The sequence below is a fragment of the Nocardioides caeni genome (assembly GCF_004912195.1).
Taxonomy (GTDB): Bacteria; Actinomycetota; Actinomycetes; order Propionibacteriales; family Nocardioidaceae; genus Nocardioides; species Nocardioides caeni.
Genome location: NZ_STGW01000002.1, coordinates 300,251 through 313,162, shown reverse-complemented (window position 1 = coordinate 313,162; position 12,912 = coordinate 300,251). Strand labels below are relative to the sequence as shown.

At 73.8% G+C, this 12,912-nt stretch carries 12 protein-coding genes; 9 read left to right on the top strand and 3 right to left on the bottom strand.

The genetic code is table 11. The features are described 5' to 3' along the window. Window positions 1-22 precede the first annotated feature (22 nt). Both cofE and cofD read right to left on the bottom strand, forming a co-directional pair. Window positions 23-967, bottom strand: coding sequence for a coenzyme F420-0:L-glutamate ligase (gene cofE, locus E9934_RS05240; RefSeq protein ID WP_136561801.1), 945 nt, complete (start codon window positions 965-967; stop codon window positions 23-25). After that, a complete protein-coding gene (gene cofD, locus E9934_RS05235) occupies window positions 967-2,049 on the bottom strand; it encodes a 2-phospho-L-lactate transferase (protein ID WP_238694778.1) in 1,083 nt (360 codons plus the stop codon). Before cofD ends, cofE begins: the two co-directional genes overlap by 1 nt. A 154-nt stretch (window positions 2,050-2,203) precedes the next feature. Between cofD and E9934_RS05230 the strand changes: the two genes are divergently transcribed. The 3 genes from E9934_RS05230 (at window position 2,204) to E9934_RS05220 (ending at window position 7,023) form a co-directional block, all read left to right on the top strand. After that, window positions 2,204-2,458 carry a WhiB family transcriptional regulator gene (locus E9934_RS05230; RefSeq protein WP_136561800.1) on the top strand — a complete coding sequence of 85 codons (255 nt, stop codon included), beginning with the start codon at window positions 2,204-2,206 and terminating at the stop codon, window positions 2,456-2,458. A 205-nt stretch (window positions 2,459-2,663) separates the two neighbouring features. Next, on the top strand, window positions 2,664-5,564 hold the full coding sequence (locus E9934_RS05225) for a glycosyltransferase family 2 protein (protein WP_136561799.1): 2,901 nt from the start codon (window positions 2,664-2,666) through the stop codon (window positions 5,562-5,564). Further along, window positions 5,557-7,023 (top strand): DUF5719 family protein, encoded by a 1,467-nt coding sequence (locus E9934_RS05220; RefSeq protein ID WP_136561798.1) that lies wholly within the window; start codon window positions 5,557-5,559, stop codon window positions 7,021-7,023. Before E9934_RS05225 ends, E9934_RS05220 begins: the two co-directional genes overlap by 8 nt. 36 nt (window positions 7,024-7,059) lie before the next feature. On the opposite strand, the gene E9934_RS05215 is transcribed toward E9934_RS05220, so the two are convergent. After that, on the bottom strand, window positions 7,060-7,533 hold the full coding sequence (locus E9934_RS05215) for a metallopeptidase family protein (RefSeq protein WP_136561797.1): 474 nt from the start codon (window positions 7,531-7,533) through the stop codon (window positions 7,060-7,062). Window positions 7,534-7,593: 60 nt separating this feature from the next. On the opposite strand from E9934_RS05215, the gene E9934_RS05210 reads away from it, so the two are divergent. The 6 genes from E9934_RS05210 to E9934_RS05185 all read left to right on the top strand — a co-directional run bounded on the left by E9934_RS05210 (window position 7,594) and on the right by E9934_RS05185 (window position 12,791). Continuing rightward, a complete protein-coding gene (locus E9934_RS05210; protein WP_338036685.1) occupies window positions 7,594-7,962 on the top strand; it encodes a DUF3499 domain-containing protein in 369 nt (122 codons plus the stop codon). 64 nt (window positions 7,963-8,026) lie between these two features. Then, a complete protein-coding gene (locus E9934_RS05205; protein WP_136561795.1) occupies window positions 8,027-9,406 on the top strand; it encodes a phosphomannomutase/phosphoglucomutase in 1,380 nt (459 codons plus the stop codon). Beyond that, entirely contained in the window at window positions 9,403-9,597 is a 195-nt protein-coding gene (locus E9934_RS05200; RefSeq protein ID WP_136561794.1) for a Trm112 family protein, read from the top strand. The genes E9934_RS05205 and E9934_RS05200 overlap by 4 nt, the downstream gene beginning before the upstream one ends. A gap of 9 nt (window positions 9,598-9,606) precedes the next feature. Further along, entirely contained in the window at window positions 9,607-10,632 is a 1,026-nt protein-coding gene (locus tag E9934_RS05195) for an SIS domain-containing protein (RefSeq protein ID WP_136561793.1), read from the top strand. Window positions 10,633-10,698: 66 nt separating this feature from the next. Continuing rightward, window positions 10,699-11,778 carry an acyltransferase family protein gene (locus E9934_RS05190; protein ID WP_136561792.1) on the top strand — a complete coding sequence of 360 codons (1,080 nt, stop codon included), beginning with the start codon at window positions 10,699-10,701 and terminating at the stop codon, window positions 11,776-11,778. Between the two features lie 56 nt (window positions 11,779-11,834). Then, a complete protein-coding gene (locus E9934_RS05185) occupies window positions 11,835-12,791 on the top strand; it encodes a DUF808 domain-containing protein (RefSeq protein ID WP_136561791.1) in 957 nt (318 codons plus the stop codon). The last annotated feature ends 121 nt before the right edge of the window (window positions 12,792-12,912 follow it).

Genomic DNA, 12,912 nt, shown 5'->3' with positions numbered 1-12,912 from the left:
GTCGGCGCGGATCGCGGTGAGTCTACGGACTGACTGGGCGCAGGCGCAGGTCGGTGTCCGATCCGTCGACCTCCCAGCCGTGGGCGAAGGCGACGATGCGGACGGCGTCCGCCCGGCTGCCGTCCGCGGTCACGCCGTCGGCGTGGGTCACCCGCGCGGCGAGACCGGCGTCGTGGAGGGCGTCGGCGAGCTCCTCGGCGCTGACCGGGCTGCCGAAGGGCCCGCGGTCGGCCGCGGCGCCCGCGACGGCGCGGATGACGGCTTCCCGGGCGCCCCAGCCGAAGAGGTCGGCGCCGTCGGGCCGGATGAGGGCGGCCGCCCCGGTGCCGTGCTCGCCCGTCGGGAGGACGAGGTCCGCGCGGCCGCGCACGACGGCGCACGGCCGGCCGCCCAGCTTGCCCTGCGCCAGCTCGGCGGCGGAGGCGAGCTCGTCGGCGACGGCGGGCGCGGTGACCGCGAGCTCGTTGCCGTGGGCGTCGACGCGGCCGGCGAACGACTCGGCGACCACGAGCCCGGCGGCCCCGATCGCGATGTCGGTCTGGCCGTCGCGCCAGGCGCGGCCGGCGGTGTCGGTGACGACGACGCCCACGTTGACGTCGCGACGCCCGGCGACCGCCTCGCGCAGCTCGCGCGCCGAGCGGTCGGGGTCCTCGGGAAGCAGGACCACGCTGCCCGCCTCGACGTTGGAGTTGTCGATGCCGGCGGCGGCCATGGTCAGCCCGAGGCGGTTGCGCACGATCCGGGTGGGGCCGCGGCGCGCCACGAGACGTGTGGTCTCGCCGGCGAGCCAGTCGTCGCGCGTGCCCGGCCGGACCCGGCCCTCGGCCTTGCTGACCGCCTTGCTGGTGACGACGAGGACGTCGCCGTCGCGCAGGTCGTCGATGGCGGCGAGCAGCACGGCGGCCAGGTCGTCGCCCTCCGTGATCTCGCCGACGCCCTCGGGCGCCCAGACGTGCAGGTCGCCCATCAGGCAGGCCCGGCGCCGTCCACGACCAGGGAGACGGCCGCAGCGGCCATCGCCGCGGTGGCGTCGTGGTCGGTCATCATCAGCGGTACGGCGGCGCAGCGCAGCCCCTCGGCCTCCAGCCGGGACACCTGGTCGGCGTCGCGCTCGTCGATCAGCCAGCCGTCGAGCACGCCGCCGTTGGCGCGCGCGCCGTAGTTGAGGCCCACGCCCGCTGCGCTCACCTCGACGCCGATCGAGGTGAGCATCTGCTCGGCCATGCCGCGCACGTGCGAGGCGCCGACGATGGGGGAGAGGCCGACGACCCGCGCGGTGGTGGCGCGTACGGCATCGCGCACACCCGGCACGCCGAGGATGGTGCCGACCGACACGACCGGGTTCGACGGGGGGAGGACGAGGAGGTCGGTGGTGGCGATCGTCTCCAGCACGCCGGGGGCGGGTGTCGCGGCGTCGAGTCCGACGAACACGACCTGCTCGGCCGGCACCTCGGCGCGCAGGCGCACCCAGTACTCCTGGAAGTGCACGGCCCGCCTGCCACTGGGGGCCTCGGGGTCGGCGATCGCCACGTGCGTCTCGACGCGGTCGTCCGTCATCGGCAACAGGGTCAGGCGCTCGCCGTACGTCGGAGCGAGCCAGCGCTGGCAGAGGGCCTGCGTGACCCGGGACAGCGGATAGCCGGAGTCGAGCAGCTGGGTGCGCACGAGGTGGGTGGCGATGTCGCGGTCCCCGAGGCCGAACCAGGTGGGCTCGACACCGTAGGCGGCCAGCTCCTCCTTGGCGCTCCAGGTCTCCGCGCGGCGCCCCCACCCGCGCTCGGGGTCGATCCCGTCGCCGAGCGTGTACATCACCGTGTCGAGGTCGGGGCAGACCTTGAGGCCGTGGATCCACCAGTCGTCGGCGGTGTTGGCGATGACGGTCACCGTTGCGTCCGGCGCGACACCGGGCAGGGTGCCGGCGGCGATGCCGTGGAGGAGGCCCTGCAGGAACTTCGCCCCGCCCATGCCGCCGGAGAGGACGGTGAGGTGCCTCAGCGGCTCGCGCCGGCCGGGGGGTGTTGCAGCACTGCTCGTCGGTGTCGTGTCCACGGGGGTCAACTGTGCCTTGTGGTCGAGACGAAGGTCCCGTTGGGCTGCGTATAGCAGATTCGGCCTTGACTCCTTGGGTATGACACGTATGTAATTCCACGTGTGTCGTTCGGGCACCGGGTCGAGGCGCAACATGTCAGCAAGGGGATGAATCGTGAGGGAATTGTTCCTGGTCGAAGCCGAATCCGAGGACCTGGGGTGGCAGGAGCGCGCGTTGTGCGCGCAGACCGACCCCGAGGCCTTCTTCCCCGAGAAGGGGGGTTCGACGAGAGAGGCCAAGAAGGTCTGCCAGACGTGCGACGTCCGGCTGGAGTGCCTGGAGGCAGCGCTCGGCAACGACGAGCGCTTCGGGATCTGGGGTGGACTGTCGGAGCGCGAGCGCCGCAAGCTCAAGAAACGCGCGGTCTGAGGGGCGCGAGGCACGAGCGCACCTCAGGTCGACCGCGGGTTGAGCAAGCGCGCGACCGAGGAACGAGGTCGCGACCGCGCGTCGAAACCAGCTGAGTATCTGCGAAGCAGCAGGTCCGCAGCAGCAGTTCCGCAGCAGCGATCGCCGAAGTGAGCAGGCGCCGGGGTTCGCCCCCTTCGAACCCCGGCGCGTAGGCTCCTTCGCCGTGTCGCAGCAACCGCGGGTCGCCGTCGTCCTGGTGAGTCACGACGGTGCCGGATGGCTGCCGACGGTGCTCGACGGCCTACGTGCCCAGACCGCTCCGGTCGACCGTGTCGTCGCGGTCGACACGGGCAGCGTCGACGGCAGCCTCGAGCTGGTCGTCGACGGCCTCGAGGGGCACCTCCCGGTCACGTCCCGGCGCCTGCCGGCCAGTGCCGGCTTCCCCGATGCGGTCGCCGACGCGCTCGTGACCCTGGACGGGCCCGGCGCCCCCGAGTGGCTGTGGCTGCTCCACGATGACTCGACCCCCGCGCCCGGCGCCCTCGCGGAGCTCCTGGCGGCGGCCCGGACGCATCCGGAGGCCGCGATCCTCGGGCCCAAGCTCCGGGAGTGGCCCTCGCTGCGGCGCCTGCTCGAGGTCGGGGTGACGCTCAGCGGCACCGGTCGGCGCGAGACCGGCCTCGAGCGCGGCGAGTACGACCAGGGGCAGCACGACGCGGTCCATGAGGTCTTCGCGGTCAACAGCGCGGGCATGCTGGTGCGACGCGAGGTGCTCGCCCAGCTCGGTGGTTTCGACCGGGCGCTGCCGATCTTCGGCAACGACCTCGACCTCGGCTGGCGGGCTGCGGCCGCGGGCCTGACCACGATCGTGGTCCCGTCCGCCGTCGTGTTCCACGCCGAGGCGGCGCACCGCGGCGTCCGTCGGACGCCGCTGACCGGACGGCACACCCACTTCCAGGAGCGCCGGGCAGCGCTCTTCACGCTACTGGCGAACTCCCGCGGCGTGACGCTGCCGCTCCAGGCCGTCCGGCTGCTGCTGGGCTCGCTGGTCCGGATGGTCGGGCTGCTGTGCGTCCGCGCCGTCGGTGAGGCTCTCGACGAGCTGGCTGCCGCGGTCTCGGTGCTGCGGCACCCCGGCCAGATCCGTGAGGCGCGCCGGCGTCGCGCCGTGACGCTGCGCGGCCTCCGCGGCGACGAGGGACCCGACCGCTCCAGGGTCCGGCGGCTGCTGGCGCCATGGTGGCTGCCCTATCGTCACGGTCTCGACTTCCTCGGCGACCTCGTCGCCGCGGCGACCAACCAGGCGGCCGACGTGGCCGAGCGTCGACGGGCCGCAGCGGCCGAGCGCGACGCCGACACGGCCCCACCCGCTGCCCGCCATCGCGACGAGGACGAGGAGTTCGCCGACTCGGGCTGGGTGGTGCGCTTCCTCACCAACCCGGCGGCGGTCGCCACCGCCCTCGTGGTCCTCGCCCTGCTGGTCGGCGTGCGCGACGTCGTCGGCGGGATCAGCGGGGGCGCGCTGTCGCCGGCACCCGAGGGCGTCGGCGACTGGTGGGCGCTGGTCACCGAGGCCCGTCACGCGGTCGGCTTCGGCAGCGACCTGCCGGCCCCGGCGTACGTCCTCCCGCTCGCCCTGCTCGGCATCCCGGTCGGGCCGTCGCTCCTCATGTCGCTGCTGATGGCGCTCGCCGCGCCGGTCGCACTGTGGGGGGCGTGGCGGTTCCTGAGCGTCGTCGCCCGCTTCCTGACGCCCCACGGCGCCCCGCGGTGGCTGCTCTTCTGGGGGTCGGTGACGTGGGCCCTGGTGCCGCTCGTGTCGGGTGCCTGGGGCGGCGGACGCTGGGGGATCGTCGTCGCTGCGGCGGTGCTGCCCTGGCTGGCCCACGCCGCTCTCGGCTTCGCCGACCCCGACGCCGATCACCGCTGGCGCGCCGGCTGGCGCACCGGACTCGGCCTGGCGTTGATGACGGCCGTCGCGCCCACCTCGTGGCTGGTCCTCGCGGCGCTCATCGGCGTCCTGCTCGCCGTGGCCGTGCGGCTGCTGCCCACCGAGGCCAAGGAGCGCTCGGTGTGGGGTCCGCCGGTCGCGGCGCTCGCCGTACCGCTGCTCGTGCTCGTCCCGTGGTGGTTGCCCTCGCTCTTCGAGGGCGGCTTCGCGGCGACCGTGCTCGACATCGGCCGGTGGCCCACGGCGGCCACCTCGGGCTGGGACCTGCTCGCCGGCCGGCTCGCGGACCTCGGCGCCCCCGGCTGGGTGGGCCTGGTGCTTCCCGTGCTCGCCGTGGCCGCGTTGGTGCCGGCCTCCAGCCGGGTCGCTGTCGTCGTGTGCTGGGTGGTGGCCGCCGTCACCGCCGTGGTCGGCGTCCCGCTCGCCATGACCAGCGTCGATCTCCCGGGCGTCGCCTCCCAGCAGCCCGGTGTGGGTGCCGTGCTGCTGGTCCTGCACGGCGCCTGGCTCACCGCCGCCGTGATCGGAGGGCTGTCCCTCCACCACCTGGGGCAGCGCCCCGTGCCGGTCCAGGCCGGTCTCGCGCTGGTCGCACTGACCGGCCTGGCCGCCACGGCCGTGGGCCTCGTCTGGTTCGCGGGCTGGGGTGGCGAGGACGGCAACGACGAGGCCGACCAGCCTCCGTCCGACGTGCCGGTCTACATGGCCCAGCGCGCCGAGCGGGCGCCGGACGAGAACGGTGTGCTCGTGCTGCGCGGCAACGTCGACGACGGGGTGCGCTACGAGGTGCACCGCGGCGACGGACCGACGGTCGGCGAGGACGAGATCGCCGCCCTCACCCCCGAGGACCCGGCGGTGACCGAGGTGATCAGCGCACTGGTCACCGCCCCCGACTCCGACGCCGTCGCCGACCTGTCCCGTCGCGGCATCCTCTACGTCGTCCTGGCGCCGCCCTCCGACGGCGAGATCGCCGCCGGACTCGACGCCACCAGTGGTCTGGAGCAGGCCAGCGCCCCGCGGGGGACCCGCGCCTGGCAGGTGAGCACCGCCCCCGAGCCGCTGCCGGACCCGACGCCGTGGCTGCGTTGGCTGCTGCTGCTCGTCCAGCTCGCCGCGATCCCGACCCTGGTCGTCCTCGCCCTCCCGCCGCTGCGAAGGAACCGTGATGACTGAGCCCACCCCGACCCCCAGCTCGACCCCGGGCCCGGGCCGACGCGCCGGGGTCCCGACGCGCCGGATCGACCTGCTGGTCGGGCTCGCCGTCGCCCTGCCCGCCGTCGTGGCCGTGGCCGTGATGCTCATCGGCGACGAGCAGAACACCCTGGCCGGCCCGCAGGCGCCCACGGTCTCCCCGCTCACCTCCGCCACCGTCGTGTGCCCCTCCGGCACCGGCCCGCGGAGCACGGTGACCCTGGGCCGCGTGCCCGGCGTCGCGGGAGGCGACGTCGACGCGAGCTCGACTCCGCTGATCGACCCGGGCGATCGGGCCGGGGACGCCGCGGGCCCGAGCCAGCTGGTGGAGGGACAGAGCGTCGAGGTCGTCGACGCACCGGCCGCCGTCGCCGGCTCGTCCGGCGCCACCGTGCTCCAGGCGCGTGGCGGCGCTGCTCCGGGGCTGGTCGCGGGTCGCGGCGACGCCCTCGCGGTCGGCGAGTGCCGCGCCCCGTCGTACGACGAATGGCTGGTGAGCGTCGGCGCGTCGGCCCGCTATGCGACGGTCGTCGAGCTGGTCAACCCCGACGACGGGGAGGCCGTGGTCGACCTCGCGATCCACGGAGGCTCCGGCATGGTCGAGGAGCCGGCGCTGCGCGGGCTCCAGGTGCCGCCGCACAGCGTCCGCCGCGTCGACCTGTCGCAGGTCGCACCGCGCGGGGGCACGTTCACCGCGCACCTGACGGTCGTCCGGGGACGGGTGAGCGCGACCGCGATCAACCGGATCGACTCGCTCGGCCGGGGCCGGGTCACGGCCGACTACCTGCCCGCGGTCGCGGAGCCGTCGGAGGACGGTGTCATCCTCGGACTGCCGCAGCAGCGCACCGGTGCGCTGCTCACGCTCGCCAACCCGGGCGACGACGAGGTCCGGGTGACGACGCGACTCGTCACCGAGGACGCGGTCTTCACGCCGACCGGCGCGCCCGAGATCACCCTCGCTCCGCAGGGTTCACGCTCGGTGTCGCTGCAGCGACTGCTGTCGCAGGAGAAGGCGCAGGGCGTCGTCGGCGTGCAGCTCGTGGCGTCGGCGCCGATCGTGTCCTCGCTGCGGCTCCAGTCGGCCGGTGACATCGTGCTGCTGGCGCCGGTCCCGGACTTCCGGGACCCGACGGCGGTCGTGCTGCCCACGGGGGACAAGACCCTGGTTCTGGGCCGCGCGCTGCGCACGGGCGTCGTCCACGTGGTCTCCCATGGCGCCGACGGCACGGTGCTCGCCGACGAGCGGGTCGAGGTCGGCCCCGGACGCGCCTCGCGGCTCGCGCTGCCGGCAGCCGGCGTCCTGGTGACCGTCGAGCCCCGCAACACCTCCGTCGGCGGCGTCGTCACGCTGCCGCGATCCGGGTCCGCGCCGGGGCTGGCGACGCTGCGCCTGCTCCCGGCGAACCTCAGCGCCCGGATCCCGGTCGTCGCCCCTCAGTAGGGCAGTCGGGCAGTCGGGCCGTCGGGTCAGTCGGGGTCAGTCGGGGTCGGCGGGATAGCGGGGGTCGACCTCGTGCGGCTCGATGCCGAGCAGCTCGGCGACCTGCTCGACGACGATGGTCAGCACGCTCGCCTCGAGGTCGGCGCGATCGGCCGCCCGGTGCTCGAGGGGGCGGCGGAAGACCACGAGCCGGGTCGGCGTGGTGCCCGACCCTCGCACGAGGGAGGAGAGGGGGACCCGCCCCGAGTCCCAGTCGTCGGGCAGCTGCGGGGTGTCCTCGACGGCGTACTCCACCAGCCCGAGCCGGTCGGACCAGCGCACGTCGATGTCGTTGACGACGTCGAGCAGGATCCGGTCGAAGCGCTCTCGGCGCGACCACGGGCGGGGCGGACGGTGGTCCGCGGTCAGCGGTTGCACGGCGGGCCCACGCTGCCCGCGCCCGCGCCGGTCGCGTCGCCGCGGACCGGCCGCGGTGCTGCCGGCCGACGTCTCCGGACCTTCTGTCTCCACGATCCGCGAGCCTATCCAGCCTCGCGGCGCCCGGGCGGTAGCGTCGCGGTCGTGAGCGCGATTCCGGCCCGGCAGGGGCTCCGCACCTGCTCCCGCACTGCCTGTGCGCGGCGGGCCGTGGCGACGCTGACCTATGTCTACGCCGACTCGACCGCGGTCCTCGGCCCGCTCGCGACCTTCGCGGAGCCGCATGCCTACGACCTGTGCGACGTGCACAGCGAGCGGCTCTCCGCGCCCCGTGGCTGGGAGGTCGTGCGCCTGGCGCTCGGCAGCCCCCAACCCGGGCCCAGTGGCGACGACCTGCTCGCCCTGGCCGACGCCGTGCGCGAGGCCGCCCGCCCCATCCCGGCGCCGGTGGCCGAGCCCGTCCGCGAGAGCGGCCGGGAGGTGGCCCGCAAGGGTCATCTGCGGATGCTCACCTCCGAGTGATTGGAGTGCGATGCGAGGTCGATCCGGGGTCAGCCCGGTCGTCCGCGTGCACTAGGGTCGCGCCATGGCCAGCGCCACGACCTCCCCTGACAACCTGAGCAAGGTCTTCAAGGCCTACGACGTCCGTGGTCTGGTGGGAGAGCAGCTGGACGAGGAGCTCGCCCGCGCCACCGGCGTCGCCTACGTCGAGGTCCTCGGCGTCGACGCGGTCGTCGTCGGCTACGACATGCGGCCCAGCTCGCCGGAGCTCGCCGGGGCGTTCGCCGACGGTGCGACCAGCGCCGGTGCCGACGTGACGATGATCGGTCTGGCGTCCACCGACCAGCTCTACTTCGCCTCCGGCCACCTCGAGCTGCCCGGCGCGATGTTCACCGCGAGCCACAACCCGGCCGCCTACAACGGCATCAAGATGTGCCGCTCCCACGCGTCTCCGGTCGGCATGGAGAGCGGTCTCGCGGAGATCCGCGACCGCGTGGCGACGGGTGCCCCGGCTGCACCGTCGGGCCGGACCGGCTCGGTCACCTCCCACGACGTGCTCCAGGCCTACGCCGCCCACCTGCTCGCGCTCGCCCCCGTGCGGGGCCGCCGGCTCAAGGTCGTGGTCGATGCCGGCAACGGCATGGCCGGCCACACCGCTCCCGCGGTGTTCGACCGGCTGGCCGACCAGGTCGAGCTGGTCCCGATGTACTTCGAGCTGGACGGCACCTTCCCCAACCACGAGGCCAATCCGATCGAGGCGGAGAACCTCGTCGACCTGCAGAAGCGGGTCATCGCGGAGCGGGCCGACATCGGTCTCGCCTTCGACGGCGACGCCGACCGTTGCTTCCTGGTCGACGAGCGCGGCGAGCTGGTCTCGCCGTCCACGCTCACCGCGCTCATCGCCGCGCGCGAGCTGGCCAAGGAGCCCGGGGCGACGGTGATCCACAACCTGATCACCTCCCGTGCCGTCCCGGAGATCGTCACCGAGCTCGGCGGCACCCCCGTGCGCACCCGGGTCGGCCACTCGTTCATCAAGGCGACGATGGCCGAGACCGACGCGATCTTCGGCGGCGAGCACAGCGGGCACTTCTACTTCCGCGACTTCTGGCGCGCCGACTCGGGCATGCTCGCGGCGCTGCACGCCATGGCGGCACTCGCCGAGGCCGACGCCCCGCTCTCGGAGCTGCTGGAGTCCTATGCCCGCTATCCACTCAGCGGCGAGATCAACAACACGGTCGAGGACCAGGGTGCCGTGCTGGCCGCCCTCGAGGCGACCTACGGCGCCCGCGACGGCGTCACCCTGGACCGGCTCGACGGGCTCACCATCGCCCACGCCGACTGGGCGCTCAACGTGCGCGCCTCCAACACCGAGCCGCTGTTGCGGCTCAACGTCGAAGGGAAGGACGAGGCGACCATGACCGAGATCCGCGACGAGGCCCTCGCACTCATCCGGGGCACTCGATGAGCGCCGCCGAGCAGGCAGGGATCTCGCCCGAGCTGCTCGCGATCGTCGTCTGCCCGGCCTGCCACGGCGAGCTCGTCGTGACCCCGCAGGGCGAGGCGACCGAGCTGGTCTGCGGCGGTTGTGGACTGGCCTACCCGGTCCGCGACGGGATCCCGGTGCTGCTGGTCGACGAGGCCCGGAAGCCGGCCTGACCCGCCGCCATGGCCTGGTTCGACGAGTCCCGGCTGGACGACGAGGCGGCGCTCGGCACCGCTGACCTGCGGCTGCGCACACTGGCCGAGTCAGGTGCGCGCGTACGACGCGAGGTCGGTGACGCCGCCGACGCGATCGCCGAGGCGGTGGGCCGCTCCCTGGAGTCCCGGCCGCGGGCGGTGATCGCGGCAGGCCCCGACTCGCGCCTCCTGCGCGCCGTGCTGGAGCCCTTCTGCCCGGTCCCGTTCGTGGCATGGCCCTCGCCGGCGCTGCCCGGTTGGGCCGGCAGCCTCGACCTGGTCGTCGTGCTCGCCCCCGAGGGGTCGGACGCCGGCACCGCATCGGCCGTGGCGGAGGCCGCACGTCGCGGCTGTCAGCTCGTCGTCGCCACGCCCCGCGACTCGCTGGTCGCCGAGCACGCGACCGGCCGCTGGACCACGATCCTGCCGACCAGCACCGGTGACCAGCTCGCGACCGCTGTCGCCATGCTCTCGTTCCTCGCGCAGGTGCAGCTCGGCCCCAGCACGCAGCCCGACACCGTGGCGGACGCGCTCGACGCGATCGCCATCGCGTGCTCCCCCCACCGCGACATCTCCATCAACCCCGCGAAGATGCTCGCCATCTCGCTGGCCGACGCCAACCCGCTGCTGTGGGGAGGCTCCGTGCTCGCCGCGCGCGCGGCGCGGCGGGTGGCCGAGTCGATCCGTCGTACCTCCGGGCGCGCGGCGCTGGCCGGCGACGCCGAGCACCTCCTGCCGGTGATCCGGGCGGCGCGGATCCGCAACGTCTTCGCCGACCCCTTCGCCGACGACGCGGGCGACCGGCGTCCGGTGCTGGTGATCCTCGACGACGGGGTCGACGACCCGGTCGCCCACGACGAGCGGATCCGTCTCGAGGAGGCGGCCGCGACCCACGACGTCCGCGTCGAGCGGGTCTCCTCCGAGGCGGTCGGCGAGGTCGGCCGCTATGCCTCCCTGCTGCTGCACGGCACCTACGCCGCGGAGTACCTGCGCCTGGGTCTCGTCGAGGACTGAGCACCGAGGGCGGGCTGAGAGACTCGTCACGGTCTGTCGTCGCCAGCGTCGGGTACGGCGCGGCGCATGCCCGCCTCCCGCGACCCCTGGCTCGACAACGCCAAGGCGACCCTGATCGTCCTCGTGGTGGTCGGTCATCTGTGGGAGCTGGTCCCGCCGAGCCGGATCCAGGGCGACGTCTACGACTTCCTCTACCTGTGGCACATGCCGGCGTTCGTGTTCCTCGCCGGCCACCTGTCCCGGGGCTTCGGCTACGAGCGCCGTCGACTGTGGGACCTGGTGACCACCCTCGCCACGCCGTACGTCGTCTTCGAGGCGTCGCTCGCCCTCTTCCGGATCCACGTCGGTGGGGAGGACCTGCAGTACGTCTTCGCCGACCCGCACTTCCCGCTGTGGTTCCTGCCGGCACTGATCGCCTGGCGGCTCCTGACGCCGCTCTTCCGTCCGATGCGGGGTGGCGTCGTCGTCGCGGTCGGGATCAGCCTCGTGGCGGGTCTGATCGACCACGAGACCTCGCGGCTGCTCGACCTCGCGCGGATCCTGGGCTTCCTGCCGTTCTTCGTGCTCGGCCTCAAGACGACACCTGCGCACCTGGCGTGGCTGCGCGGTCGCTTCCCCGCGGCGCTCGGAGTGGTCGCCTTCGCCGGGATCGCTGTGCTGGCGGCGACGTCCGACCGCTGGATCGACTCGGGCTTCCTGTACTTCCGTGCCTATGAGCTGACCGGCGAGGACGGCGGCCACTCGGTCAGTCTGCGCCTGCTCGTGCTCACCGTCGGCGCGGTCGGCACGATGGCGTTCCTCGCGCTCGTACCGTCGTGGGACGGCTGGTTCACCCGGGTCGGGGCGGCGACGATCGTGGTCTACCTCGCCCACGGCTTCGTGGTGAAGGCGCTGGTCTACGCCGGCATCGGCGACGCGCTGCCGTCCTCGGGCACGGCCGACGCAGTGGCCAGCGTGGCATCGGCCACGCTCCTGGGCGTCGCGATCGCACTCGCCCTGGCCTCGGCGCCCGTCCGACGCCTCCTCGACCCCGTGGTCGATCCTTTCCACGTGGCGCAGCGGCGCGTGGACGATGCGGTCGATCTGGCTCTGCTGAGCCTGGACGACGGCGAGGTCAGCACGGCGGGGGCCGGGGGCGGCCGGTAGCCTTCCGCCATGCCCAGCATCGCGCCCAGCGCCGCGCCCGAGAGCGGATCCCGCCGATGAGCGCCGGACTGTTCGGCCTCCTCGACGACGTCGCCGCGATCGCCAAGCTCGCCGCCGCCTCCATCGACGACGTCGGGGCCGCCGCCGGCAAGGCGACGGCCAAGGCCGCAGGCGTGGTCGTGGACGACACGGCGGTCACGCCGCAGTACGTGCACGGTGTCGCCGCCGAGCGCGAGCTCCCGATCGTCAAGCAGATCGCCATCGGCTCAATCCGCAACAAGCTGCTGCTGATCCTGCCCGCTGCCCTGCTGCTCAGCGAGTTCCTCCCGGACCTGCTGCCGATCATCTTGATGATCGGCGGCACCTTCCTCGCCTATGAGGGCGCGCACAAGGTCGTCCACCTGCTGACCCACCACGACGACCACGCGGCGCCGGCGACCACGATCGGCCCCGAGGCCGAGAAGACGATGATCGCCGGGGCCATCCGCACCGACCTCATCCTCTCCGCGGAGATCATGGTGATCGCGCTGGCCAGCGTGGAGGACGAGGGCTTCTGGTCGCGGCTCGCGATCCTCGTCGTGGTGGCCTTCGTCATCACGATCGCCGTCTATGGCGTCGTCGCCGCCATCGTGAAGATGGACGACGTGGGCCTCACCCTCGCCCAACGACAGTCAGCGCTCTCGAAGCGGGTCGGCATGGGCCTCGTCAACGCGATGCCGAGGCTGCTGTCGGTGATCTCGGTCGTCGGCACCGTCGCCATGCTCTGGGTCGGCGGCCACATTCTGCTGGTCAACCTCGACGACGCCGGCTGGTGGCACGCCCCCTATGAGTGGGTCCACGGCATCGAGCACGACATCGAGCACGCGATCCACGGCGTCCTCGGCAGCGTCCTCGCCTGGCTCGCCAACACCGGCATCTCCGCCGTCGTCGGTCTCGCCGTCGGCCTGGTCGTCGTCGGCATCATCGCGGCGTTGCCCTTCCGCAAGGACCCGGCGGAGGCCACCGGCCACTGACGCCCGCTCGTTCCTCGCGGGCTCGTCGGCCACCTGGGAGGGGCGGTGCCTGGGGCGCCGGACGGGGCGCCCCCCGCCGGCGCATCGGGGTGCCCTCGGCGGGAAGCACGAGTCAGCCACC